General features: G+C 62.6%; 21 protein-coding genes. 7 read left to right on the top strand and 14 right to left on the bottom strand.

Annotated features, from left to right (window positions below; all coding sequences use genetic code 11):
- Positions 1–69: 69 nt before the first annotated feature.
- From IVB22_RS09920 to IVB22_RS09870, 11 genes are all read right to left on the bottom strand, one after another.
- Positions 70–2,568 (bottom strand): MASE1 domain-containing protein, encoded by a 2,499-nt coding sequence (locus IVB22_RS09920; RefSeq protein ID WP_247517152.1) that lies wholly within the window; start codon positions 2,566–2,568, stop codon positions 70–72.
- Positions 2,569–2,832: 264 nt separating this feature from the next.
- The gene (locus IVB22_RS09915; RefSeq protein WP_247517151.1) at positions 2,833–3,039 is read right to left on the bottom strand and encodes a DUF6494 family protein; all 207 of its coding nucleotides are present in this window, start codon (positions 3,037–3,039) and stop codon (positions 2,833–2,835) included.
- Between the two features lie 13 nt (positions 3,040–3,052).
- Positions 3,053–3,322: a hypothetical protein gene (locus IVB22_RS09910; protein ID WP_374207499.1), complete on the bottom strand. Its 270-nt coding sequence runs from the start codon at positions 3,320–3,322 to the stop codon at positions 3,053–3,055.
- A gap of 293 nt (positions 3,323–3,615) precedes the next feature.
- On the bottom strand, positions 3,616–4,311 hold the full coding sequence (locus tag IVB22_RS09905; protein ID WP_247517150.1) for a nitroreductase: 696 nt from the start codon (positions 4,309–4,311) through the stop codon (positions 3,616–3,618).
- 132 nt (positions 4,312–4,443) lie between these two features.
- Positions 4,444–5,688, bottom strand: coding sequence for an acyl-CoA dehydrogenase (locus IVB22_RS09900; protein ID WP_247517149.1), 1,245 nt, complete (start codon positions 5,686–5,688; stop codon positions 4,444–4,446).
- A 108-nt stretch (positions 5,689–5,796) separates the two neighbouring features.
- Positions 5,797–7,044, bottom strand: coding sequence for an acyl-CoA dehydrogenase (locus IVB22_RS09895; RefSeq protein WP_247517148.1), 1,248 nt, complete (start codon positions 7,042–7,044; stop codon positions 5,797–5,799).
- A 156-nt stretch (positions 7,045–7,200) separates the two neighbouring features.
- On the bottom strand, positions 7,201–8,328 hold the full coding sequence (locus tag IVB22_RS09890) for an acyl-CoA dehydrogenase family protein (RefSeq protein WP_247517147.1): 1,128 nt from the start codon (positions 8,326–8,328) through the stop codon (positions 7,201–7,203).
- A 110-nt stretch (positions 8,329–8,438) separates the two neighbouring features.
- Positions 8,439–10,307: an AMP-binding protein gene (locus IVB22_RS09885; protein WP_247517146.1), complete on the bottom strand. Its 1,869-nt coding sequence runs from the start codon at positions 10,305–10,307 to the stop codon at positions 8,439–8,441.
- A gap of 40 nt (positions 10,308–10,347) precedes the next feature.
- Entirely contained in the window at positions 10,348–11,154 is an 807-nt protein-coding gene (locus IVB22_RS09880) for an enoyl-CoA hydratase/isomerase family protein (RefSeq protein ID WP_247517145.1), read from the bottom strand.
- A gap of 158 nt (positions 11,155–11,312) precedes the next feature.
- Positions 11,313–12,071, bottom strand: a complete 759-nt coding sequence (locus IVB22_RS09875; RefSeq protein WP_247517144.1) for an SDR family NAD(P)-dependent oxidoreductase — start codon at positions 12,069–12,071, stop codon at positions 11,313–11,315.
- A gap of 62 nt (positions 12,072–12,133) precedes the next feature.
- Entirely contained in the window at positions 12,134–12,799 is a 666-nt protein-coding gene (locus tag IVB22_RS09870; protein ID WP_247517143.1) for a TetR family transcriptional regulator, read from the bottom strand.
- A gap of 149 nt (positions 12,800–12,948) precedes the next feature.
- Between IVB22_RS09870 and IVB22_RS09865 the strand changes: the two genes are divergently transcribed.
- From IVB22_RS09865 to IVB22_RS09845, 5 genes are all read left to right on the top strand, one after another.
- A complete protein-coding gene (locus IVB22_RS09865) occupies positions 12,949–14,121 on the top strand; it encodes an acetyl-CoA C-acetyltransferase (RefSeq protein ID WP_247517142.1) in 1,173 nt (390 codons plus the stop codon).
- 184 nt (positions 14,122–14,305) lie between these two features.
- Complete coding sequence (locus IVB22_RS09860; RefSeq protein WP_247517141.1) at positions 14,306–15,847, top strand: acyl-CoA synthetase; 1,542 nt, start codon at positions 14,306–14,308, stop codon at positions 15,845–15,847.
- 273 nt (positions 15,848–16,120) lie between these two features.
- Entirely contained in the window at positions 16,121–17,269 is a 1,149-nt protein-coding gene (locus IVB22_RS09855; protein WP_247517140.1) for an alpha/beta fold hydrolase, read from the top strand.
- A gap of 127 nt (positions 17,270–17,396) precedes the next feature.
- Complete coding sequence (locus IVB22_RS09850; RefSeq protein WP_247517139.1) at positions 17,397–18,869, top strand: amidase; 1,473 nt, start codon at positions 17,397–17,399, stop codon at positions 18,867–18,869.
- A gap of 130 nt (positions 18,870–18,999) precedes the next feature.
- The gene (locus tag IVB22_RS09845) at positions 19,000–19,353 is read left to right on the top strand and encodes a nuclear transport factor 2 family protein (RefSeq protein ID WP_247517138.1); all 354 of its coding nucleotides are present in this window, start codon (positions 19,000–19,002) and stop codon (positions 19,351–19,353) included.
- A gap of 298 nt (positions 19,354–19,651) precedes the next feature.
- Here IVB22_RS09845 and IVB22_RS09840 read toward each other — a convergent pair whose 3' ends face one another.
- Together IVB22_RS09840 and IVB22_RS09835 are read right to left on the bottom strand one after the other, a co-directional pair.
- Positions 19,652–20,740: a Zn-dependent alcohol dehydrogenase gene (locus IVB22_RS09840; protein ID WP_247517137.1), complete on the bottom strand. Its 1,089-nt coding sequence runs from the start codon at positions 20,738–20,740 to the stop codon at positions 19,652–19,654.
- Between the two features lie 49 nt (positions 20,741–20,789).
- Positions 20,790–22,559: an acyl-CoA dehydrogenase family protein gene (locus IVB22_RS09835; RefSeq protein WP_374207498.1), complete on the bottom strand. Its 1,770-nt coding sequence runs from the start codon at positions 22,557–22,559 to the stop codon at positions 20,790–20,792.
- 172 nt (positions 22,560–22,731) lie between these two features.
- Between IVB22_RS09835 and IVB22_RS09830 the strand changes: the two genes are divergently transcribed.
- Both IVB22_RS09830 and IVB22_RS09825 read left to right on the top strand, forming a co-directional pair.
- Positions 22,732–23,433 carry an SDR family NAD(P)-dependent oxidoreductase gene (locus IVB22_RS09830; protein WP_247517135.1) on the top strand — a complete coding sequence of 234 codons (702 nt, stop codon included), beginning with the start codon at positions 22,732–22,734 and terminating at the stop codon, positions 23,431–23,433.
- A 141-nt stretch (positions 23,434–23,574) separates the two neighbouring features.
- Positions 23,575–24,405, top strand: a complete 831-nt coding sequence (locus IVB22_RS09825) for an enoyl-CoA hydratase (protein WP_247517134.1) — start codon at positions 23,575–23,577, stop codon at positions 24,403–24,405.
- A 187-nt stretch (positions 24,406–24,592) separates the two neighbouring features.
- Here the strand turns inward: IVB22_RS09825 and IVB22_RS09820 are convergent, their stop codons facing one another.
- Positions 24,593–25,213 (bottom strand): GNAT family N-acetyltransferase, encoded by a 621-nt coding sequence (locus tag IVB22_RS09820; protein WP_247517133.1) that lies wholly within the window; start codon positions 25,211–25,213, stop codon positions 24,593–24,595.
- Between the last annotated feature and the right edge of the window lie 3 nt (positions 25,214–25,216).

The following is a 25,216-nucleotide window of genomic DNA, read 5'->3' as shown; positions in this document are numbered from 1 at the left end:
AAGAAGCAGGACGACGAGGAGGAGTAGGGTTTCCGGTGGCTTCGGCTGAGCTATTTCGAACGCGGCGGTTCATTCCGTCGCGTTTTTGTTTGGCGGAGCCGGGCCAGCTGTATTGCCGGGACTGGATCCCCGGTGAAGCCGCGCAATGTGCTGCAACAGATCGTCCGCTACGAATGGTTTGATCAGGACAGAAATGCCCTGTGCAGCAACCCTGTCAACGACCTCCGACCGGATGTCGCCAGTCATGACAATGGCCGGGATACTCCAGGCAAGCGCTGCGCGCAGAGCATTAACAGTATCAACGCCGTTGGCCGATCCGCGGAGATTGTAATCGCATATCAGGAAGTCTGGACGGATCTCATGCCGGTTGATTAGCGCTAGCGCGTCATCCGCCGTGGCGACCAGGATCGCGTCCATGCCTTTCGTTTTCAGCAGGCGACTTAGCGAGGCCCGGACACCCTTCTCGTCCTCAACGACAAGGATGGTGTCGGGTAAGTCCCCCTTCTGGAATCTCGGCGTCTGCGCTCTTTCCATCGTATCGCGGTTTGAGTCTCCGCGCGGAACCTCAATCGAAAACACGGTGCCCCTACCGGGGGTAGAACGCACATCGATGCTGTGGTCCAGTATCTTCCCTATACGCCTGACGATGGCCAGACCTAATCCGAAGCCGCCGCGCTCCGCACCAAGCGGACCCTGATAGTACTCCTGAAATATATGAGGCAGTTGATCCTGCGAGATGCCGATCCCGCTATCCCAGACCTCGATTCGAATTCTGTCACCCGCGCGTCGGCACCCCAGAAGAATCGTTCCACGATCCGTATATCGCCCAGCGTTCGACAGCAAATTGCGTAACATGACTTCGAGCATTCCCTTGTCGCTACGAACCAGGAGTTTCGAACGGACCACGCGCCATCTAACCCCCTTCTCAGCGACGGAATCGAGGAAATCGGCTGCCAGCGAATCAAACACTTCATTGATCGCGAAGTCGCGCTTGGATGGCCGGAGATTCCCGGCCTCCAGGCGATTGACATCGAGCAGGCTAGACAGAATGCTGGACATGGTATCAAGAGATCGCGCTATTCCGCCGACTAGATTGCGTCCCTCCCCATCCGTGAGGTGCGGCCCGAGTGCCTCTTGCAGGAATCTCAGCGTTTGCAGCGGCTGTCGCAGGTCATGGCTGGCGGCAGACAGGAAGCTGGTTTTTGCCTGATCTGCCAATGCCGCTGATTTCCAGGCGCGGGAAACTTCTCCTTCAAATCGCTTCCGCTCCGTGACGTCAGTCGTCAGCCCATTGATGCGTGTGGGCCTTCCCGCTGAGTCAAAGCGCGTAACTGCAACTTGCTCCAGCCACACTTCGCCGCGTCCATCCGGTCGCAGAAATCGGAACGTCGTCGAATGTGAGCGCTCGTCCAGACCGGCGATGTTCAAGCGAGTAGTGACCGACGGGCGATCATCAGGATGGATTTGTTTCACCCATTCCGCGCTGCTGAGTGATTGCTTCGGGCCCAGACCCAGGATTTCGGCCGCATTCTGGCTCAGCTGTATCAGGCCAATGCGAAGATCCCAATCAAAGGTTATCACACCACCAGCACGAAGCGCTTCTTGCAGCCGCCGTTCCCTTTCGAGCAGAGCGAGTTCGTATGTCCGTCGCTCGCTGAACAGCGCGGCCAGAACAAGCGCCCCGAACGAAGTGGCCAGAATGGTCGCCTGAGCAGACAGGATGCGCTCCTCAAGCGGCAAACGCGTATCGCCGAAGAGGCCAACGGCAAATATTGTGGTCCACACAATCGTGATTGCACACATGAACGTTGCGACAGCCGTAAAGGCAGGGCGAACGCGGGCGGCGATCCACACGAACAGCCGACAAAATGAGGCAATCGACAGTTCGAGTGTCCACGGCTCATGCGGCAGAATGACCAGGAGTAAACACAGTGTACCCACGATCGCGAGCGCGAAGGTCCCCTCCACAATTTCGCGCCTTGGCGGAGCGCTCCGCAAGAATGACGCAAGCCCGATCACAAGCGGCGCGACTGTAATGCTGCCCAGCGTCTCGGTAACGACCCAGTGACGCCATATCGTCGTGACGGACGAGGCTGAGGGATGAAAGAACGCAAATCCAACCGCGCCCACGCAGCCGCAGACAATGGCTGCAATTATCGCGGCGCTGAACAGTCCAAAGACACGGCGCAGCTCATTGAGTTCAAATGGCGCGCCATAGAATCGCTGGATGAGCTCTGCAGCAATGACAGGACTACCGGCATTGGCCACGGCAAAAGCCGTAGAGCTGGCAAGATTACGATCGCCGAGCAGATTGGCCGCGAAAGTGGCAGCGACCACGCCGATTACGACCGGCCACCGTACGGTCGAACCGAACGCTACCAGGAATCCGGTAGCTACGCCCGCTGCCGGCCAGAACACCGCGATGCCGTCGGTCTTGTCGAGCAAAGCGAGGCTAAGGCGCGCTGCGAGGAAAAAAACGATCGCGACTGAGATTGAGATGAGCCACGGCGACCATGCCACAGGCAAGTGCGCTCGTGGTACATCCCTGGTGGCTACCTCCAAGCTCATTGGACTCACCCGCTACGCGAACGCAAACTAGCTCGAATTGTCTTGGCTTGAATCGTCGCTCGACCTTGGCTTCTTTCGTCGGCCCGCTTCCAGTAATGAAATCACTCACCCGCTCAGTATCCAGTGTCTACGGTGACCTGACAAGCGCAATCCGGCGCACCTGCCCCGCGAAGGCGGGGCATCCAGTACGCCTCGGCCTATCGATTCAAAACTGATTTCTCTGGATACTGGATCACCCGCCTTCGCGGGTGATGACGGTCGCGCTTAACTCAGCTCGATCTCGTCGTTAACCTCATGCGAGAGGCTGACGCCGCCGATGGTCAGCACCATCTTCGCCGGCAGCTTCTCATTGCCCTTGAGCTTGCCGGCCTCGATGGCGTCGCGCACGGCTTTTTCGATCTCGCGCTGCGAGGTGATGCCGACCTTCTTGAGGAAGCCGCGCAGGCTGGCATTGAAGACGTCTTCATTCATGATGGCCTCCCGGTCACGGCCTGGTCGGATTGTTCAGCATCTGCTCGGCGAGATTGCGCTGGGAACGGTCGGCGCGGGCATTGGCATTGCCACGCTGCACGTCGCGGTTCTTGCGGCAATTGACATAATCGTTTGAACCCACGGCGACATTATTGGCGCGGCAGAATGCGTCGTCGTCGGCGCTGGTGTCGACCATGGTCGGCTGGCCGCGTTCGAGGCAACCGGTGAGCAATGGGGCTGCCAGCAGGAGCGCGATGAAGTGCTTTGCGGGTCCAAATTTCATTGGAGGCCTTCCGTTTTCCATCTCGTCATTGCCGGGCACCTGTCCCCGACCTGATCGGGGATGACCCTGCAATCCATCGAAAAGATGGCAGCCTGCTTTGAAGCCGATGGCTGCCCGGGTCAAGCCCGCGGCTGTCCGGTTTAATGTTTGCAGACGAGGCGCATGACGTTGATTCTTCTGTGTTCCAGGCGTTTGGCGACGTTCTGGAACACGGGGAAGGATCAAGCCATGCGGCGCCGTACCGCTGAATACTCGCCTAACGCTCCACGGTCTGGAGCATTTTTGCTTTCGGTTCAGTCAACAAACGTGACGGTATCGCCAACGCTCGCCCGCGAGGTGCGGTAGCTGTTCACCTTGTGGGCGTGGTCGGCATAGCCGAACGAAATACCGCAAACCACGCGGCGATCGTCGGCGAGCTTGAAGTGCCGCCGGATCAGTCCGGAATGCCGCGCCAGCGCCGCCTGCGGAATGGTACCGAGGCCGAGCGCCTGCGCCGCCAGCATGAAATTAGAGACATAGGCGCCGCAATCGATCGCGCCGTAGATGCCGAGCGGCTCGTCAGTGTGGATAATCGCGACATGCGGCGCGCCGAAGAAATTGTAGTTCTCCAGCGCCTGCTTCGCGTAGGCCATCTTGTCGCCGCGCGCGATGCCGAGCGTGTTGTAGAGCTGAAAACCGCTCTCGCGGCGGCGTTCGAGATAGACGCCGAGATATTCGCGCGGCGGCGTGAAGTCGTGATCGTCCTTGGCGCCGGAGGCGGCCTCGGCGTAGATCGCCTGGCGAAATTTTTCCTTGGCTTCGCCGCTGGCGATCAGCACCTGCCAGGGCTGGCTGTTGCACCATGACGCCGTGCGTTGCGATACGCTCAGAACGTGCTCGATGGTCTCGCGCGGCACCTCCTGCGGCAGGAAGGCGCGAACGGAATAGCGCTCGTTCAGGAGCTCCTCGAGCACGCCGATACGATCGTTTTGGTTCACGGTAGCGTCCATTGCCTTGCTCACTTTCGTGCCCCGGACGCAACGCAGCGCAAAGCGGTGCGCTGCAGAGCCGGGGCCTATCGAGGAATAGGTCCCGGCTCTGCGGTGCAACGTTACACGCTGCACCGCGTCCGGGACACGAGACTACCGCCCTTTGGTCGGGATCTTGTTGAACGGCACGTCCTTGTCGACGCGGATATCGCCGGGCAGGCCCAGCACACGCTCGGCGATGATGTTGCGCAGGATTTCGTCGGTGCCGCCGGCGATGCGCATCGAGGGTGACGAGAGCAGCATCTGCTGGAACTGGCCGCTCGCCTCTTGCTCGTCGGCGCCGGAGAGCTCACCGGCCGCACCCTGCAGATCCATCGCATAGGTTGCGATGTCCTGCAGCATCGAGCCAGAGACCAGCTTGCCGATGGAATTTTCGGGGCCCGGCCGCTCGCCCTTCGATAGCGAGGAGATAGCGCGGTAGCTGGTGTATTTCAGCCCGCTCGCCTTCACCGCCCAGTTCGCAAGCTTCGAACGCGTGGCGGGATCGTCGATCGCGAGCCCGTCATCGGTCATCAGGTTGGAGCAGAACTCGAACATTTCGGGAAAACCTGTCGCGAGCCGCGAGCCGATCGACATGCGCTCGTTCATCAGCGTGGTCAACGACACGTTCCAGCCGTCGCCGACGGCGCCGAGGCGCTGGTGATCGGGAATCACGACATCGGTGAAATAGACCTCATTGAATTCCTGCATGCCGTTGGCCTGCTTGATCGGCCGCACCTCGACCCCCTTGCTCTTCATGTCGAGGAAGAACATCGTCAGGCCCTTGTGCTTGGGTACGTTGGGATCGGTGCGCGTGATCAGAAGGCCGTAGTCGGAATAATGCGCGCCTGAGGTCCAGATCTTCTGGCCGTTGACGATCCAGTTGTCGCCTTTCTTTTCCGCCCGCGTGCGTAGCCCCGCCACGTCGGAGCCGCCGGCTGGCTCGGAGAACAACTGGCACCAGATATGTTCGCCGGACGCGAGTTTTGGCAGATAGTGGCGCTTGTGCTCCTCGCTGCCGAACGCCATCACGGTCGGGCCGCACATGCCTTCGCCGATCTGGAACGGCTGCGTCAGCTTGCCGTAGACGCCCTCTTCCTGCTGCCAGATCACCTTCTCGATCGGGGTCGCACCGCGGCCGCCATATTCCTTCGGCCAGTGCAGGCAGGCCCAGCCGCCTTCGGCCTTCTTCTTCTGCCAGGCCTTGCCGACGTCGACGATCTCTTCCTTCTCCAGCCGGATACGGCCGAGCGAGGATTTGGAAAGCTCCGCCTCATATTTCTTCGGCGCGTTGGCCTCGATCCATTTGCGGGCGGTGGCGCGGAATTCAGCTTCCTGCGGGGTATCGTCGAAGTTCATGGCGGCTTCCTTTTTTGTTCTGCGTAGGGTGGGCTAAGCGAAACGAGCCCACCATTTGAGTGTGACGCGGTGGGCAACGCATGCGCGTTGCCCACCCTACAAATCTGTTTACGCCCGGCCCTTGGTCGGGATCTTGTTGAACGGCACGTCCTTGTCGACCCTGATGTCGCCGGGCAGACCGAGCACGCGCTCGGCAATGATGTTGCGCATGATCTCATCCGTGCCGCCCTCGACGCGGGTGCCCGGCGCGCGCAGCAGCATCGCCTGGAATTTGCCGGCGACTTCGGCGTCTTCAGGCCCGCTCAGCACGCCGGCGGCGCCCTGCAGGTCGAGCGCATACATCGCGACCTCCTGAACCATCGAGCCTGCCACCAGCTTCCCGATGGAGTTCTCCGGACCCGGACGCTCGCCCTTCGACAGCGCCGAGATCGCGCGCATGCTGGTGTATCTCAGGCCGCTCGCCTTCACCGCATAGTTCGCAAGCTTCGAGCGAACGTTGCGGTCCTCGATCGCAGGACCATCGTCCAGCATCAGGCTGTTGCAGAACTCGAACAATTCCGGAAAGCCGGTCGAAACGCCGGCGCCGATCGACATGCGCTCGTTCATCAGCGTGGTCAGCGAGACATTCCAGCCGTCGTTGACCGCACCGAGCCGCTGTGAATCCGGAATCTTCACATCGGTGAAGTAGACCTCGTTGAAGTCGGACTGGCCGCTGGCCTGCTTGATCGGCCGCACCTCGACGCCCGGGCTCTTCATGTCCAGGAAGAACATCGTGAGGCCCTTGTGCTTGGCGACGTTGGGATCGGTGCGGGTGAGCAGGATGCCGTAATCAGAGTAATGCGCCCCCGAGGTCCAGATCTTCTGGCCGTTGATGATCCAGTCGTCGCCCCTCTTCTCGGCGCGGGTGCGCAGGCCCGCCACGTCGGAACCGCCGGCGGGTTCGGAGAACAACTGACACCAGACCTTCTCGCCCGAGGCCAGCGGCGGCAGGTACTTTCGCTTCTGCTCCTCGCCGGCGAACGCCATCATGGTCGGCCCGCACATGCCGTGGCCGATGATGAACATGCCGCTAAGTTTGCCGAACGGACCCTCTTCCTGCTGCCAGATCACGCGCTCGATCGGCGACGATCCTCGGCCACCATATTCCTTCGGCCAGTGCAGGCAGGCCCAGCCGGCATCGGCCTTCTTCTTTTGCCAGGCCTTTGCGACCTCGAGAATGTTGGCCCCCTTCAGCACGGTACGGCCGAGCGAGGACTTTCGAAGTTCCTCCTCGTATTGCTTCGGCGCGTTGGCTGATATCCACGCCTTGGCCTCAGTGCGGAACGCGGCTTCCTGCGGGGTGTCGTCGAAGTTCATGAGCGTAGTCCTTCAAATTCCGCTGTCGTCCCTGCGAACGCAGGGACCCATAACCACCAACCTACAAAATTTAACCCGGGCTCTCGCATCGTCATCCAATCGAAACTTCCCGGCGTATGGGTCCCCGCGTTCGCGGGGACGACAGCATTTGTTGCGTTACGCCGCGTTCTTCTTGCGCATGCGATCGATCAGCTGATCTTCCCAGTACGACAGGCTGCCGAGCGTCAGCGCGGTCGTGTTGGCGCGGCGGTAGTACATGTGGCAGTCGAACTCCCAGGTGAAGCCCATGCCGCCGTGAACCTGGATGTTGTTCTTGGAGCAGTGCTGGAACGCCTGCGTCGCGCTGATGCGCGCGGCGGCGGCAGCTTCCGGCAATTCCGACGCGTTGGTCGAGAGCGCCCAGGCGCCGTAATAGCAATTCGAGCGCGCCAGCGTCGCCGAGACATACATGTCGGCGAGGATGTGCTTGACCGCCTGGAACGAGCCGATCGGCCGGCCGAAGGCAATACGATCCAGCGCATAGTCGCGGCCCATTTCGAGCGCGCGATCGGAGCCGCCGACCTGCTCGAACGCCAGCAGCACCGCCGCGCGGTCGAGCACTTGAGTGAGGATGCTCCAGCCGTCACCGGCAGCACCGAGCGGTTCGGCCTTGGCGTTCTCAAAGGTGAGTTCGGCCTGGCCGCGTGTCGGATCGACATTGGTCAGCGATTTGGCTTCGACGCCGCCGGCCTTCAGGTCGACCAGGAATAGCGAGATGTCGGAATCGCGTCCCGTGGAGCCGGTGCGCGCGGCGACCACGGCGAAATCGGCGATCGCGCCATCCGGCACCGGCTTCTTCACGCCGCTGAGCGTACCGCCGGAGGCCTGCAGCTTGATCGCCTTCGGCGACGGATTGCCCTTGCCTTCGAACAGCGCCAGCGTGCCGATCGCCTCGCCGCTGGCGATCTTCGGCAGCCATTTTTGCTTCTGCGCGTCGGAGCCTGCCAGCAACAGCGCCTCGGCGGCGAGATAGACGGTGGAAGAGAACGGCACCGGCGCATTCGCGCGGCCCATTTCTTCCGCGATCACGCAGAGTTCGAGATGGCCCGCACCCGCGCCGCCGAATTCTTCCGGAATCGCGACGCCGAGAAAACCCATCTCGGCGAGCCCCTGCCACAGCGCCTTGTCATACGGCGCCTTGCCGTCGAGCACCTCGCGCACGGCTTTCGACGGGCATTTTTCGGCGAGAAACTTCCTCGCTTCGTCGCGCATCTGTTTTTGTTCGTCGGAGAAATCGAAGTTCATGGCGTGTTACTCGGGTTGATGGTGGCTCGTAGGATGGGTGGAGCGAAGCGATACCCATCCTTTGTTTGGTTGCGAGTGATGGGTTTCGCTGCGCTCTACCCATCCTACGGTCAGTTCAAAATGATTACGTCGTCTCCCGGCTTATCGGCGTAAAGCCTCTCCACCAGCGCAGCGCGGCGCTCGAGGCCGGCGCGCTGGTTGATGTAGCCCTTGTCGGTGAGTTCGTTGCCGTCGATCGAGGGCGGCTCGGCCATCAGCATGGCCCGCGCAATCCGCTTGCTGCTGCCGGTGGCGGATGCGTTATGCGCTTCCAGCCCGCGCTTCACGCAGGCGATCACTTCGGGATGCTTGACCACGTCCTCAAACGTCGCATCGGAATTGCCGACCATCTGCCGGCAAGCGTGCAGATTAGGCCAGGCCAATAGCCCGATGAATTCCCGGTCCTGCCCGGCCACCAGCGCGTCGTGCACCACAGGCGTCGCGGCTGCAATCGCATCCGTGCGCAGCGAGCCGACATGCACAAAGGTGCCGGTCGTCAGCTTGAAGTCCTCGACCACGCGGCCGGCGAAGATGATGCCCTGCAGCGGATCATTTTCATCGACGAACACGCCGGCATCGCCGATGCAGTAGAACCCCTCCTCGTCGAACATCTTCGTCGTCAAATCGGGCTGGCCGAAATAACCCGGCGTGACGTTGATGCCGCGCAGGCGCAGTTCGTATTTCGAGCCGCACGGCACCAGCTTCAATTCGACGCCGGGGAACGGCAGGCCGATCAGGCCGACGCGCTCCGTATCCCAATAGGTTCCGGTCGAGGTCGGCGCGGTCTCGGTCGAGCCCCAGCCGGTGTAGAACACGATGCGTTCGCCGGTGGTGCGCACCGCCAGCGCCTGCATGCGGTCGTAGAGATCGTCAGGCAGCCGCGCGCCGCCATAGGCCATGATAGAGAGGTTTTTGAAGAAGCTGCGGCACAGCGCATCGTCCTTCTCCATCGCAGCCGCAAGCGCCGCGTAGCCGGCAGGCACGTTGGCATAATAGGTCGGCGACACTTCGCGCAGATTACGGATAGTCTCTTCGAACTGGCCAGGCATCGGCCGGCCGTCGTCGATATATAGCGTGCCGCCATCGACAAGGATCGGATGGAACGCGGCATTGCCGCCCATGGTGTGATTCCACGGCATCCAGTCCAGCACGGTCGCAATCGGCCCGTTCGGATCGCGCGGGCGCACCTGCATCATCATCGCCGCATTGGCGCACATCATTTCCTGCGTGTTGATGACGGCCTTGGGCATGCCGGTCGATCCGGATGTGAACAGCAGCTTGCCGACAGTCTTCGGCGTAATTTTCGCAATCGACTCCTCGACCGCGCTCGTCACCGGCGAGGCCGCGAGATCGGCAAAGGACACGCTCTTGATGCCCTCGCAGGCCCGCAACACATGCACGACGGTGACGCCGGAGAGATCGAGAGCCTTCAGCGCCTTCTCGAAGGTCGGCCCATCCTGCACCATCACGACCGCAGGCTTGATCAGGTCGAAGAGATATTTGAGCTTGAGATGATCCTGGCTCATCAGCGAATAGGCCGGCGACACCGGGGCAGCGGGAGAGCGCGCCTGCATCGCGGCCTGCGTCATCAGCGCATGCTCGATCGAATTGCCTGACAGGATCGCAACGGGGCGGTCTTCGAGGCCGAAGTTGAGAAGCCCCTGCGTCAGCCCGTCGACGATGCGCTTGGCTTCGCCGTAGGAGACCTTCCGCCATTGCCGATCCGCGCCGCCACGTTGCGCCAGCCAGATGCGCTCGGGCGCCTGCTTCGCCCATTTCGCAAGCGACGCCGGAATATGCTTCTCGTAAGGCTGCAGCGGGATGCGCGATTTCAGAATGATGACGCCATCAGGACGACGCTCGACCGCGATGTCGCGCGCCAGCCATTCGATCTTGCGAAAGGCCAGCTTGGTCAGCACTGCGGCAGCACTCCCACTCATTTTGCGTCTCCCGGAATTCAGTCCTTTGCGGTTCTTGTCGTCATCGCTTGATATAGACAGGCTTTCGTTTTTCAAGAAAGGCCCTGATGCCTTCGTTGAATTCTTCGGAGCGGCTGCACAGGACCTGATTGCGGTCCTCCATCGCGATCACGGCCTCGATCGAGCCGGCGTCGACGCTCATATTGAGGCATTCCTTGGATAGCCGCAGCCCCACCGGCGAGGCCGTCATCATCGCATCGACATAAGGCTCGGCCGCCGCGTCAAGCCCGCCTTCCTCGACGACCTCGGAGACGAGGCCCACCGCGAGCGCACGTTCGGCGCCGATGAAACGGCCGGTCAGGATCAGTTCGGAGGCGACGGAGACGCCAACCAGGCGTGGCAGGAAATAGGAGGTGCCGATGTCGCAGCCGCCGAGCCCGAGCTTGATAAAGGCGCAGTTCATCCGCGCCGATTTGGTGGCGATGCGGATATCCGCGGCGAGCGCCAGCGCAAAACCGCCGCCGGCTGCGGCGCCCTGGATCAGCGCGATGATCGGCTGCGGGCAGCGCCGCATCAGCATCACGATGTCGGCAATGCGGCGTTGCGAGTCGAGCGACTCGGTCACGCCGGGCGGCTCCTGCTGCCCGGCGCGGCGCTTCATTGCGTGTTTGAGGTCGAGCCCGGCGCAGAACGATGCGCCCGCGCCCTTCAGCACCACGACTCGGGTCGAACGATTGCGCTGCAGGCCTTCGAAATAGGCGTTGAGTGCATCGATGAGACTGGGATCGAGCGCGTTGAGGGCGTCCGGGCGATTGAGTGTGACCCGGTCGACCCCGTCGTGATGTTCGATCAGCAACGGTTGAGTCACGCGGATCTCCTATCCATCGTCGTCCCGGCCAAGCGAAGCGCGAGCCGGGACCCATACGCCGTGTCGTATCGATGAGGCATGGTGGCAGAGACCTTCTGCAACAAGAACCGCCGCGGAGTATGGGTCCCCGCGTTCGCGGGGACGACGATGGGGCGTGCCTACCTTGGCGCCATGCGGATGGCACCGTCGAGACGGATGGTCTCGCCGTTGAGCATCGGGTTCTCGACGATGTGGACCGCGAGATTGCCGTACTCCGAAGCATCGCCGAGGCGGGCCGGATGCGGCACCTGGGCGCCGAGGCTCTTGCGGGCCTCTTCGTTCAGGCCCATCAGCAGCGGCGTCAGGAACAGGCCGGGCGCGATGGTGTTGACGCGGATCTTCAGGCTGGCGAGGTCGCGCGCGGCCGGCAGCGTGAGGCCGACGACGCCGCCCTTCGACGCAGAATAGGCGATCTGGCCGATCTGGCCTTCATAGGCCGCGACGGAGGCGGTGTTGATGGCAACGCCGCGCTCTTCACCGATCGTCGGCGCAGTGGCGAGCCGCTCGGCGAACAGGCGCAGCACGTTGAAGGTGCCGATCAGATTGACGTTGATGATGCGGACGAACTTTGCCAGCGGATAGACGCCGTCCTTGCCGACGGTGCGCTGCGAGCCGCCGATGCCGGCGCAGTTCATCAGGACGCGCGCGATGCCGTGCGCGGCTTCGGCCTTGGCGATCGCCGCCTTGATCGCCTCTTCGTCCGTGACGTCGGCGTGGAGCGCAACGCCCTTCACTTCGGCGGCGACCTTCTCGGCGTTTTCCTTGTTCTGGTCGATCACGCCGATTTTGGCGCCCTTGGCGGCCATAGCGCGGGCGGTGGCGGCACCGAGGCCGGAGCCACCGCCGGTGATGAGAACGGCTACGTCTTGCAACTGCATGGTAACAACCTTTCCTTGGGAGTTTCTTCTCTGGATTCGTAGACTACTGAGTGTCGCGATCGTTATCCGGCGGCGGCACCTTTCCCGTTCAACATGCCGCCGCAGATCAGCGCTTCCATATGCTTGATGTATTCGCGGCAGACTTCATCGGTGACCGGGCCGACACCGGTCGCCCGCGACATCGCGTGGCGGCCGAAGAACAGGTGATCGCAGGCGCCAACCAGGCTGGTGTAGAACATCACCGGATCTATGTTGCGGAATTCGCCGGCCTTGATGCCCTCCGCAAGCAGCCGCCGCTGGAAATCCAAGAGCGGCGCCACGAAAAACTTCGACACCTCGTCGGCCGCTTCCGCGCTGCTTTCATGCAGCAGGTAATGGATCAGCCGGTTCATATACGGGAACTGATAATAGGCGCGGATGATGCCGCCGATATGCAGCTTGAGTTTTGCAGTCGGCGAGATCGGCTGGCTGATCAGATATTCGAGCCCCGACATCTCGGTCGCGGCGTCGCGCGCCAGAAGCGCCAGCAACAGCCCGTCCTTGTTGCCGAAATGGTATTTCACCAGTGCAGCGTTGACGCCCGACTTCTGCGCGATGTCCGACAGCGAGACCTCGATCGAGGCGCGCTCGATCATCAGCTCGCTCGCCGCGACAAGCAGCTTCTCGGCGGTGCCGTTCTTACCGCCCGGAAGCCTGGTCGGTACGCTGGTATTCAAGGGCGATCCCATTCCCTGCCTGCCGGAAATCCGGGCCGCACATAAGCGCATGCCGCGGCTGCACTCAAGAGTTAATTGATTGATTGACTAAATCCCGGAGCGCCCCTTAAATCCAGCCCATCTTTCAAAACACCCATCAGAACAAATCAGGGAGAACAGACATGGCCGAGGCCTATATCGTCGCCACCGCTCGGACCGCGGGTGGCCGCAAGGGCGGACGTCTCGCAGGCTGGCACCCGGCCGATCTCGCCGCTTCCGTGCTGAATTCGCTGGTCGATCGCACCAAGGTCGATCCCGCCCAGATCGAAGACGTCATCATGGGCTGCGTGATGCAGGCCGGCGAGCAATCCAACAACATCGCCCGCAACGCGGTGATGGCCTCAAAACTTCCCGAGAGCGTGCCTGCCACCTCGGTCGACCGCCAGTGCGGCTCGTCGCAGCAGGCGCTGCATTTCGCCGCGCAAGCCGTGATGGCCGGCTCGATGGACATCGTGATCGCCGCCGGCGTGGAATCGATGACGCGGGTGCCGATGGGCCTTGCCTCGTCGCTGCCGGCCAAGAACGGCTTCGGTCACTACAAGAGCCCGGGCCTCGAGCAGAAATATCCGAACATCGTGTTCAGCCAGTTCACCGGCGCGGAAATGATGGCCGAGAAATACGGGCTCTCCAAGGACCAGCTCGACACCTATTCCTATGAGAGCCATCAGCGCGCGATTGCCGCGACCCAGGCGGGCAAATTCAAGGACGAGATCGTTCCGCTGCAGATCACCCGCGCCGACAACTCGACCGATACCCACCATATCGACGAAGGCATCCGCTTCGACGCCAGTCTCGACGGCATCAAGGGCGTCAAGCTGATCGCCGAGAACGGCAAGCATACGGCGGCCAGCGCCAGCCAGATCTGCGACGGCGCTTCCGGCGTCATGGTGGTCAACGAACGCGGCCTGAAGTCGCTCGGCGTCAAGCCGCTGGCGCGCATCCATCACATGACCATGATGGGCGGCGATCCCGTGATCATGCTGGATGCCCCGCTGCACGCCACCAAGCGGGCGCTGGAGAAGGCCGGGATGTCGATCAACGACATCGACCTGTTCGAGGTCAACGAAGCGTTCGCCGCCGTGCCGGTGGCGTGGCTGAAGACGACGGGCGCCGATCCTGAAAGGCTCAACGTCAATGGTGGCGCCATTGCGCTCGGCCATCCCCTTGGCGGCTCCGGCACCAAGCTGATGACCACGCTGGTCAACGCACTCAGGCAGAACAACAAGCGTTACGGCCTGCAGACCATGTGCGAAGGCGGCGGCATGGCGAATGTGACGATTGTGGAGCGGCTGTAAGAAGCGTCTGCAGTCGTTGCGATAGCAAAAGGTGTCGTCCCGGCCTTGAGCCGGGACCCATAACCACAAATGTTTATGGTTGGCAGAGCTGGTGCTCCAGCTCGTTTCAAAAACTCACATCGGTGGTTATGGGTCCCTGCGTTCGCAGGGACGACGAAGATAATGAAGACCAGAGGTAACGTTTGTGACCCACCCCTCCGTCCACGCCCGCACCTACCCGAACAAGATCGCCTACCAGATGGCGGCGACCGGCAAGGCGATCACCTATCGCGAACTCGACGAGCTCTCGAATCAGGGCGCGCAACTGTTCCGCTCGCTCGGCCTGAAGGCCGGCGACCACATCGCGTTCCTGATGGAAAATCGCCTGGCGTTCATGGAAATTTGCTGGGCGGCGCAGCGCGCAGGGCTCTATTTCACTGCGATCAGCCGCTATCTGACGCAGGACGAGATCGCCTACATCGTCAGGGATTGCGGCGCAAAAGTCTTCATCACCACGCCGAAATGCGCCGAACAGGTCAGGGCCCTCGTCGGTCAGCCGGGTGGACCGCTGCTCTACATGATGGACGAGCCCGAGCCCTACTTCCGTTCCTATGACAAGGAAGCCGCCGCACAGCCGACGACGCCGATATCAGATGAAGTGGCGGGCTACGACATGCTCTATTCCTCCGGCACCACCGGGCGGCCCAAGGGCATCAAGAAGGAGTTCGAGGGCAAGGCGATCGATGTGCCGAACCCGCTCCTGAGAATTCTCTGCGCCGACATGTGCGGCATGTCGTCCGACAGCATCTACCTGTCGCCGGCGCCGCTCTATCACGCGGCTCCACTGCGCTTCAACATGATGGCGATCACGCTCGGCGGTACCTCTATCATCATGGAGCATTTCGACGCCGAGGAATTTCTGAAGCTGGTCGAGAAATACGGGGTTACGCAGTCGCAACTGGTGCCGACCATGTTCGTACGCATGCTGAAGCTGCCGGACGAGGTGCGCACGCGCTACAACGTCTCCTCGCTGAAAGGCGCCATCCACGCCGCCGCGCCCTGCCCGGTCGACGTGAAGGCAAAAATGATCGAATGGTGGGGACCGATCCTGATCGAGTATTACGCCGGCTCCGAAGGCAACGGCGTCACCGTCTCGACCTCGCAGCAATGGCTGACCCACCGCGGCACCGTCGGCCGCGCCGTGGTCGGCAAGGTCAAGATTTTGGACGAGAACGACGAGGAGCGGCCCGTGGGCGAGATCGGCACAGTCTATTTCGCCGATGCGCCTGCCTTCGCCTATCACAACGATCCGGAGAAGACGAAGAAGGCCTACAATGAAAAAGGCTGGTCGACACTCGGCGACGTCGGCTACCTCGACGCGGAAGACTTTCTCTATCTCACCGACCGCAAGAGCTACATGATCATCTCAGGCGGCGTGAACATCTACCCGCAGGAGACCGAGGACGTCCTGATCACCCATCCCGCCGTCTCCGACGTCGCGGTGTTCGGCGTGCCGAACGAGGAGATGGGCGAAGAGGTCAAGGCCGTGGTACAGCCGCACGACATGTCCAAGGCCGGCAAGGAGCTCGAGGCCGAACTGATCGTGTTCTGCCGCAAGCATCTGTCGCCGATCAAATGCCCTAAGAGCATCGACTTCGAAGCGGAGTTGCCGCGGACGCCGACCGGCAAGCTGGTGAAGCGGCATCTGCGGGACAAATACTGGCCGAAGCCCGCGACGAACGCATGAATCGTAGGGTGGCAAAGGCGCAAAGCGCCGTGCCCACCATTTGATCCGCGCAAAGAATGGTGGGCACGCTGCGCTTTGCCCACCCTACGGAATGCCGCAAATGTTTTCGTCCTTCCTTCCCTTCTCCCCTTGTGGGAGAAGGTGCCTTCCCGCAGGGAAGGCGGATGAGGGGTCTCTATCCGCGGAGACAGACCCCTCACCCGTCTCGAATGAGCTAATGCTCATTCGATCCACCCTCTCCCACAAGGGGAAAGGGAAAGAAGGGCGCGAACAATGACCACCCTCCCCGATATCCCGCTCCCCGCCTCTATCCGCTCCCGCTACGTCGACAACATCAACGGCCTGCGCATGCACGTGCTCGAAGCCGGCTTCGAGACGCGCGGCCGGCCGTGCGTGCTGCTGCTGCACGGCTTTCCGGAACTGGCCTTCTCCTGGCGCAAGGTGATGCCGGTTCTCGCCGAAGCCGGCTATCACGTGATCGCGCCGGACCAGCGCGGCTATGGCCGCACCACGGGATGGGACCCGGATTACGATGGCGATCTCGCCTCGTTCCGGCTCACCAACCTGGTGCGCGATGCGCTCGGGCTGGTGTCGGCGTTCGGCTATCGCAGCGTTGACGCCGTCATCGGACACGATTTTGGCTCTTCGGTCGCCGCGTGGTGCGCGCTGATCCGGCCCGACGTGTTTCGCTCGGTCGTCATGATGAGCGCGCCATTCGGCGGCCCGCCGGCGCTACCCTTCAACACCGTGGACGGGCCGGCCAAACCCGCGGCAGAAGACCCCATTCATCGCGACCTGGCGGCGCTGCCGCGCCCACGAAAACACTACCAGTGGTACTATTCGACACGCGAGGCGAACGCCGACATGCACCGCGCGCCGCAGGGCGTACATGATTTCCTGCGCGCCTATTACCATCACAAGAGCGCAGACTGGAAAGCCAACGCGCCCTATCCGCTCAAATCCTGGAGCGCGGAAGAAATCGCGAAACTGCCGACTTACTACGTGATGGACCTCGCCAAGGACATGGCCGCCACCGTGGCGGAAGAAATGCCGTCGGCCGCCGAAATCGCTGCCAACAAATGGCTGCCGGACAGCGAGCTTGCCTTCTACAGCGCCGAGTATGAGCGAAACGGTTTCCAGGGCGGCCTGCAATGGTATCGCTGCGGCGCGGCGGGCACGTTCACGCCGGAATTGCAGACGTGGTCGGGCCGCACCATCGACGTGCGCTCTGCCTTCATCTCGGGCAAGCAGGACTGGGGCACCTATCAGCGCCCCGGCGTGTACGAGGCCATGCAGAAGGTCTGCACGCGCATGATCGGCTGCCATCTCGTCGATGGCGCGGGCCACTGGGTGCAGCAGGAGCAGGCTAACGAGGTGAGCTGGTCGCTGGCGCAATTCTTGCGAGGGGCGAAGGCGAGCTAGCTGTGGGCTTTCGCCAAGCGGCTAGCAACATGACGGGATCGCCGCTGTACAGCCATTGCTCTTGCCGCGTGCGCCCAAACTGAGCATCATCCGTGGCCTTCATCGAAGGACAGATCGGGAGTACGCCTTGGCCAAATCGGCATGGAGTTTCAAGACCGCCGTCGAATTGTCGGCCGCGCTGGCGGCAAAGCAGGTCTCGGCGGTCGAACTGGCTGAGGACGCGATCGGCCGGATCGAACGGCACGATACGAAGATCAATGCAATCTGTGTTCGCGATTTCGAGCGCGGCCTTGCCGCCGCCCGCGCCGCCGACGCCGAACTCGCGCGCGGCGTGAAGAAGCCGCTGCTCGGCCTCCCGATGACGGTAAAGGAATCCTTCAATATCGCGGGACTGCCGACGACCTGGGGCATTCCGGAGCAAAAGGATTTCCGGCCTACGGAAGATGCGCTGCCGATCTCGCGCGTCAAGAACGCCGGCGGCGTCATCCTCGGCAAGACCAACGTCCCGCTCGGGCTTGCCGACTGGCAGAGCTATAACGAGATCTACGGCACCACCAACAACCCCTTCGATCTCGGCCGCACGCCGGGCGGTTCTTCCGGCGGCTCATCGGCGGCACTGGCCGCAGGCTATGGCGCGCTCTCGCTCGGCTCCGACATCGGCGGCTCCTTGCGCGTGCCGGCATTTCATTGCGGCATCTATGCGCACAAGCCGACCTTCGACCTCGTCGCCATGCGCGGCCACACGCCGCCGCCACTGCCGCCGCTGCCGTCCACGCGCGATCTCAGCGTGATCGGACCGATGGCGCGCTGCGCGGCCGACCTTTCGCTGCTGCTGGAGGTGATCGCGGGGCCTGATCCGCTCGAAGCCGGCAAGGCCTATAGCCTCGCATTGCCGCCAGCCCGTCACACGGAGCTGAAGAATTTCCGCGTGCTTTTGATCGACACCGAACCGGTCATGCCGACCGACAGTGTGGTGCGCGGCACGCTGGAAACACTTGCCACAAATCTCGCCAAGGCCGGCGTCGAGATCGACCGCACCAGTCCGCTCCTGCCTGATTTCGCAGCATCAAGCCGGCTCTACATGCGGATGCTGATGTCGTTCCTTGCCGCGTCCTTTGCACCCGAAACCTATGCCGGCGCACAGGCAGCCGCCGCCGCGCTGCCGGCCGATGACAACAGCCTCGCCGCCGAACGCCTGCGCGGGATCGCGCTCGGCCACCGCGACTGGCTGATGGCCGATGGCGGTCGCTCTCGCTTGCGTGCGCAGTGGCGCGAGCTGTTCAAGGCCTATGACGCCGTGATCTGCCCGATCATGCCGACGCCGGCCTATCCGCACGATCACTCGGAGGACCAGGAGAAGCGCCGCATCAGGATCGACGGCAAGGATTACGTCTATCCCGACCAGCTCTCCTGGCCCGGCATCGCCACCTTGCCCGGCCTGCCCTCGACCGCGATCCCGACCGGCTTTTCGCCGGATGGACTGCCGGTCGGCGTGCAGATCGTCGGCCCCTGGCTGGAAGACCGCACGCCCTTGAGGTTGGCCGAACTGATCGAGCGCGAGTTCGGCGGGTTCAAACCGCCACCGATGTTTGATGATTGAGAGGCTCAAACTTACCTGCAACGTTATTGCGTACGAAGCGAAGCAATCCATAATCTCGTCCGGAATAAAGCGGATTGCTTCGCAATCCCGCGCCACACAAGGCGGGAAAGCAGAGACGGAAGGGAACACCATGAGCAGGGATATCGAAGAGCTGACCGCGCTGAACCGCGATTATGTCGCCTCGGTGCAGAATTCCGACGTCAAACGCTTCGACGAGATTCTTGCGCCGGATTTCTACTGCTCCAATCCCGACAAGTCGCTGGTCGATCGCGCAGCGTTTCTGAGACAGACGGCAGTACCCGTGACCATCAAGAATCTGACCGCACACGATGTGAAGATTCGCGTACTGGGCGACTTCGCCATCATCCACGCCGCTACGAGCTATACCACGCCCGATGGCCAGCAGGCGCATGGGCGCTACACCGATTGCTGGGCGAAGCAGAACGGCAAGTGGCTCGCCGTCTCGGCGCATGTATCGCGGTAAGCCGAGCTTTCGCGACGTCGTCCCTGCCTAGTGCGCAATTGCGCACGGGCGCAGGGACCCATACCGCGTGATCCATCGATGGCGCGCGGTCGCAGACGCTCTGCCAGTTACCGTTGTCGGTTGCTGAACCGAAGCCGTCTTCCTATGTGCCCTTCACATCGGCCGCGGCGTATGGGCCCCTGCGTCCGCAGGGGCGACAGGTTGATAGCTTCTCGCCTTTCCCCACGGTCGTCCCTGCCTAGTGCGCAATTGCGCACGAGCGCGGGGACGACGGATATGGTTACGTTGGGACTACGCCTCAGCTATCAAACATGATGACGCTGCGCAGCGTCTTGCCGGCCTTCATGTTGGCAAAGCCCTCGTTGATCTCGGAGAGCTTCAGCTTGGCTGAGATCCAGTCCTCGAGATGCAGCTTGCCGCGCATGTAGAATTCGACGAGGCGGGGCATGTCGACGCGGAAATGGTTGGAGCCCATCGACGAGCCCTGGATACGGCGTTCACGCAGGAAGTCGAAGCCGTGCAGCTCGATCTTCTGGCCGAACGGGATCATGCCGACGATGGTCGCCGTGCCGCCGGCCGCCAGCATTGAGAAGGACTGCTCGGCGGTTTCCTTGCGGCCCAGCACCTCGAAGGAGTGATGCACGCCGCCACCGGTGAGTTCGCGCACCTGCTGTACCACGTCGCCCCGGGCGGGATCGACGATATCGGTGGCGCCGAGCTTGGTGGCGAGCTGCAGCTTGGCCGGGTTGGTGTCGATCGCAATGATGCGGCCAGCGCCTGCGATCGCAGCTCCATTGATCGCCGCCATGCCGACGCCGCCGCAGCCGATCACCGCCACGGTTTCGCCGGCCTGAACTTTGGCCGTGTTCACGACAGCGCCGTAGCCCGTGATGACGCCGCAGCCGATCAGCGCTGCCAGCTCCAGCGGCATGTCCTTGCGAATTTTCACGATGGCGTTTTCGTGCACCAGCATCTGTTCGGCGAAGGACGAGAGGTTGAGGAACTGATGAAGCTTCTCCTCACGCGCCCAGGACAGCCGGTTGGACTGACCTGGCAGCATTTTCACCGTCGTGTCGGTGCAGAGCACCGTGCGGCCGGTGGTGCAGTTGTCGCAGGTGCCGCAGAACACGGAGAGGCATGTCACGACGTGATCGCCAGGTTTTACATAGGTGACGTCGGAGCCGACCTTCTCGACCACGCCAGCCGATTCATGGCCGAGCACGGCCGGCAGCGGATGCGGGTAGAGCCCTTCCATGAAGTGCAGGTCGGAATGGCAGAGGCCGGCGACGCGCGTGCGGATCAGGACTTCGCGCGGGCCGGGATTCGGCACGCTGACATCCTCGATCACCAGCGGCTTGTTGACTTCATGCAGGACGGCGGCCTTCATCGGATACTCCCTCAATTTCTGTTATTTTTGAACCAGAATTGTAGCCAGCCTACGCTGCGACGAGCAGTTCGCCAACCTCGGCCATGCCGACACTGCGCTCGCCGAGCAGATGGTCCGTGATAGCGCGCTGGGTCGTATTTTCCGCAAGCCGGAACGGGTCGCCCGCCGCGACGCGATGGTCGATCACCATCCGCGACAGCAACAGCCGCCGGGCGTCACCGCGCATCTCGTGGATGCGCCCGCCCTCCCAGGCCAGCGCGACTGCGCTCGCGACATGATAGAGCAGGCTGGTGGCACGCCGCGCGTCGCCCTCATTGTCGCTCCGGCTGGCCACTTCGCGCGCGAATCCGACCGCGCGGTCGGACAATTCCCGCAGCCGATCGCGCCAGGCCTGCGGCACATTGGCGCTATCGTCGAGCCGGGCGTGCAGATCCGCGGCGAGCGCCGCATCGGCGCCGTGACGGCCGACCGCGCGCGTCAGCGCATCGATCGCAACGATATTGCCGGTGCCTTCCCAGATCGAGCCGAGATGAGCGTCGCGCAGCAGCCTGCTGGTTGCAAATTCCTCGATGTAGCCGATGCCGCCGCGCATCTCCAACGCGTCACCGCAGACCTTGCGCGCATCGCGCGTCGCGCGGAATTTCAGCGTCGGCGTCAGAATCCGCAGCAGCGCCGCGGCGTCCTGGCTACCGGCTTCCGCACGATCGAGCGCATCCGCGGTGAGAAAACTCATCGACAGCGCCTGCTCGGTCGGCAGCGTGATCTTCATCAATTGCCGCCGCGCCAGTGGCAGGTCGATGATGCGGCTGCCGAACACCACGCGGTTTCGCGCCACCGTCATCGCATCATGGTGCGCGCGCCGCATCAGCGCGGTCGACTTGACGCCGTTGGAAAGCCGCGACGAATTGACCATCTCGGCCATCTGCACGAAGCCGCGGTCGAGCTTGCCGACGGCATAGGCGATCGCGCCTTCAAACTTGATTTCGCCCGAGGCCATCGAGCGGGTGCCGAGCTTGTCCTTCAGGCGAACGATCCGGTAGTGGTTTTGCGAGCCGTCGTCGAGATGCCGCGGCATCAGGAACAGCCCGACGCCGCGCGTGCCCGGCCCCGCCCCTTCCGGGCGCGCCAGCAGCATCACCACCTTGGCGTCGGCATTGGAGCAGAACCACTTTTCGCCATAGAGCCGCCAGTGGTCACCCTCCTGCACGGCCGTCGTCGTCAGCGTCCCGACGTCGGAACCACCCTCCTTCTCGGTCATGAACTGGCCGCCCTGCGTCAGCTTGCTCATGTCGGTCTGGGTCAGGCCGTCGAGATATTTCGCTTTCAGCGCCTCGCTGCCGAAATTGTTGAGCAGTTTGGCGCAACCATCAGTGACGTTGATCGGACAGCCCATGCCGAACTCGGTCTGATTGAACAGGAACGTAAAGGCATGCTTGGCGACGACAGGATATTTGTCCGGCCAACCCATGATGCCCTTGCGGATCGACATGGCGTGAATGCCGAACTCGCCGAACGCGGCTTTCTCCAGTTCGCGATAGGCGGGGTGATATTCGATGTACTGCGTATCGCGGCCGAACTTGTCGCGCTGGTGCAGCACCGGTGTGTGACGGTCGGCGAGCCGCGCGCATTCGTCGAGATAGCCTCCGGCCATTTCGCCGAGGCGATCGAGATGCGGCTCAATATGGCGGAACAGCGCATCGGGGAGATGCAGCCGCAGCAGATCGGTCAGCGCCGGATCGGCCCGGTAGAAATTCATCCCCGTCGTATCAGGCGCGAGCAATCCCGGCTGATTGGCCTGAGCTGTTGTGCGATCATGCATGCGTGGCTGCATTATTAGCCCTTGTTCGTTTCGCTCGATGTTGGTCAACTACCGATAACGCAGGCGGAGGTGCCGTCAACAAGCATAATTGGAGGGGCCTCCCCATGGCGGACGATTGCCAGGCGGAATCGGGTTCCTAGATACCGAGTCCCACCATCCGAGGACCGCGCCCATGGAATTGCCAAAGTACAAGATTGCCCTGATCGTCGGCGTCGGCGAGGGATTGAGCGCATCGCTGGCGCGGCTGTTTGCCCGCGAAGGCATCAAGGTTGCGCTCGCCGCGCGCAAGATCGAAAAACTCGGCGCGCTCTGCGCCGAGACCGGCGCCCGTGCCTTTGCCTGCAATGCGACCGAAGCCGAAGAGGTCGAGCGTCTGTTCGGCATGGTCGAGCGCGAGATCGGCACGCCCGATATCGTCGTCTACAACGCCAGCGGACGGGCGCGCGGCGCTTTCACCGACCTGGTTCCGGCGGATGTCGCGCAGGCGATTGCCGTTTCGGCGTTCGGCGGTTTTCTGGTGGCGCAGCAGGCGGCCATACGCATGTTGCCCAGCAAGCACGGCGCGATCCTGTTCACCGGCGCCTCCGCCAGCGTCAAGGGCTATCCGCAATCGGCGCCGTTCGCGATGGGGAAATTCGCGCTGCGTGGGCTCGCCCAGAGCATGGCGCGCGAATTGTCGCCGCAGGGCATTCATGTGGCGCATTTCGTAATCGACGGCGGCATCCGCAGCTCGGCTCGTACCGAGCCTGCCGACAGGCCGGACTCGATGCTCGATCCCGACGCGATTGCGTTGAGCTACTGGAACGTCCTGCAGCAACCGCGCAGCGCCTGGACCTGGGAAGTCGAACTGCGGCCATGGGTGGAGAAGTTTTGAGGAATGAAAGCGTAGGGTGGGCAAAGCGCAGCGTGCCCACCATCTGTCGGCCGAACGCGATGGTGAAATGGTGGGCACGCTTCGCTTTGCCCACCCTACGATTCCTCGCAAGGACGAAATAACAATAACATGGGGAACGATATGACCATCGAAACCAAAATCGACACCGGCACCGACGAACTGCTCTGCGTGATCCGCGACCGCGTCGCCATCATCACGCTGAACCGCCCCGAGGCGCGCAACGCGATGTCGGATAATCTGACCCCGGCCTTGCGCAACATGATCAAGGCCTGTGGCGAGAATCCCGATGTCGGCGTGCTGTTGCTGACCGGCGCCGGCACGGCGTTCTGTGCCGGCGGCAACGTCAAGGGCATGGGGGCGAATCGCGACAAGACGAAGCTCGCAATGTCCCATGACGAGCGGGTCGCCGACCTGCAGGAGCGACAGCGTCTCCTGACCGGCGCGCTGGTCTCGGTGCGCAAGCCAACCATTGCCGCCCTACCCGGCCCCGCGGTCGGCGCCGGGCTCGCTCTGGCGATGGCCTGTGACATGCGCATCGCCGCGAAATCGGCATTCCTTTCCACCGGCTACCTCAAGGTGGGCCTGAGCGGCGATTACGGCATCGCCTGGCTCCTGACGCGGCTGGTCGGCACGTCGCGGGCACGGGAATTGATGTTCACTTGCGATAGGGTCGATGCGGCAAGGTGCGAGGCGATCGGCCTGGTGAACCGCGTGGTCGCCGACGACAGGCTGCAGTCGGAAGCCTTCGCGCTCGCCAAGTCGATCGCCGAAGGACCGACGATCGCGATCCGCTACATGAAGGATAATCTGGACGAAGCCTTGATGTTCGATTTCGCCACAGCGCGCGATCATGAGGCCGAGCGCATGATCCGAGCCCAGGTGACTGCCGATCACAAGGAGGCCGTGCAGGCCTTCATCGACAAGCGCAAGCCGGTGTTCAAGGGAAGTTGAGTGTTGCCGTAGCCCGGATGAAGCCAACGGGTAGCGCCAACGCGCGCCCGATGACAGGCTCCGCGCAATCCGGGACCGCTCTCACATGCGGCAACACCGCCCACCGGGACACGGGGATTATCAACGCCGCGGCGCTGTCGGGGGAAAATAGCCCGGTTCTGGTGAGGGCCAGAACCGGGCTCAGTGGTCAGACCGCAAGCGAGGACATTGCGCTGGGAGAGACGGCGGCGAGCCGCCAACTGGCGCATGGGATTTCCTGCGGTTCGACATGAATCAGCTTCTGGAAGCGTGTCAGCTTCCAGTCGCCGGGGGTATTGGTAAAGGCGTAGCCGGACTTGCGGGCGAGCGCGATCATCGCGTCATTGGAGCGCAGCGTGTCGCCGAAGATGCGTTCGGCACCGAACGAGGCGGCGCGGCATTCGAGATTGTTCAGCAGCGCCTTGCCAATGCCATGGCCCTGCCAGCGGTCGTCGATCGACAGGCCGAATTCGATAGAGGCGGTGTCGCTGTCAAAGGCATAGCGCGCTTCGCCGACGATCGTCTCGCGGCCCTCTACCAGCATGGTCGCGATCACACTGAAGCGGTCGGATTCGCCGAGATGGATGAAATCCTCAAGTAGCGAGGGCGGCAGTTCGCTGGCCGCGCCGAGGAAACGGTTGTAGCGGGAGCGCGTGGTCAGCGAGCGGAAATAGTTCTGCAGCGCCTCGGCATCGCGCGGTTCGACGAAGCGCACGGTCATCACCTCGCCGTGACGCGAACGCAGCACGTCGGAATATTGCCTGAGATCGTCGAGACGCATCGTGGTCATTGG

This window comes from Bradyrhizobium sp. 190 (genome assembly GCF_023073415.1).
In the GTDB taxonomy this organism is placed as follows: domain Bacteria; phylum Pseudomonadota; class Alphaproteobacteria; order Rhizobiales; family Xanthobacteraceae; genus Bradyrhizobium.
Note: the sequence above shows the minus strand (reverse complement) of the source record. Positions and strands in the feature narration are given on the sequence as shown.

Bases quoted from the DNA above. Each gene is read 5' to 3' on its own strand.
- IVB22_RS09905 (WP_247517150.1), bottom strand. From the start codon at position 4,311: ATGGACGCTACCGTGAACCAAAACGATCGTATCGGCGTGCTCGAGGAG.
- IVB22_RS09920 (WP_247517152.1), bottom strand. From the start codon at position 2,568: ATGAGCTTGGAGGTAGCCACCAGGGATGTACCACGAGCGCACTTGCCT.
- IVB22_RS09825 (WP_247517134.1), top strand. From the start codon at position 23,575: ATGACCATCGAAACCAAAATCGACACCGGCACCGACGAACTGCTCTGC.
- IVB22_RS09885 (WP_247517146.1), bottom strand. From the start codon at position 10,307: ATGAGTGGGAGTGCTGCCGCAGTGCTGACCAAGCTGGCCTTTCGCAAG.
- IVB22_RS09820 (WP_247517133.1), bottom strand. From the start codon at position 25,213: ATGACCACGATGCGTCTCGACGATCTCAGGCAATATTCCGACGTGCTG.
- IVB22_RS09900 (WP_247517149.1), bottom strand. From the start codon at position 5,688: ATGAACTTCGACGATACCCCGCAGGAAGCTGAATTCCGCGCCACCGCC.
- IVB22_RS09910 (WP_374207499.1), bottom strand. From the start codon at position 3,322: ATGAAATTTGGACCCGCAAAGCACTTCATCGCGCTCCTGCTGGCAGCC.
- IVB22_RS09865 (WP_247517142.1), top strand. From the start codon at position 12,949: ATGGCCGAGGCCTATATCGTCGCCACCGCTCGGACCGCGGGTGGCCGC.
- IVB22_RS09855 (WP_247517140.1), top strand. From the start codon at position 16,121: ATGACCACCCTCCCCGATATCCCGCTCCCCGCCTCTATCCGCTCCCGC.
- IVB22_RS09835 (WP_374207498.1), bottom strand. From the start codon at position 22,559: ATGCATGATCGCACAACAGCTCAGGCCAATCAGCCGGGATTGCTCGCG.
- IVB22_RS09875 (WP_247517144.1), bottom strand. From the start codon at position 12,071: ATGCAGTTGCAAGACGTAGCCGTTCTCATCACCGGCGGTGGCTCCGGC.
- IVB22_RS09840 (WP_247517137.1), bottom strand. From the start codon at position 20,740: ATGAAGGCCGCCGTCCTGCATGAAGTCAACAAGCCGCTGGTGATCGAG.
- IVB22_RS09870 (WP_247517143.1), bottom strand. From the start codon at position 12,799: ATGGGATCGCCCTTGAATACCAGCGTACCGACCAGGCTTCCGGGCGGT.
- IVB22_RS09895 (WP_247517148.1), bottom strand. From the start codon at position 7,044: ATGAACTTCGACGACACCCCGCAGGAAGCCGCGTTCCGCACTGAGGCC.
- IVB22_RS09830 (WP_247517135.1), top strand. From the start codon at position 22,732: ATGGAATTGCCAAAGTACAAGATTGCCCTGATCGTCGGCGTCGGCGAG.
- IVB22_RS09845 (WP_247517138.1), top strand. From the start codon at position 19,000: ATGAGCAGGGATATCGAAGAGCTGACCGCGCTGAACCGCGATTATGTC.
- IVB22_RS09890 (WP_247517147.1), bottom strand. From the start codon at position 8,328: ATGAACTTCGATTTCTCCGACGAACAAAAACAGATGCGCGACGAAGCG.
- IVB22_RS09915 (WP_247517151.1), bottom strand. From the start codon at position 3,039: ATGAATGAAGACGTCTTCAATGCCAGCCTGCGCGGCTTCCTCAAGAAG.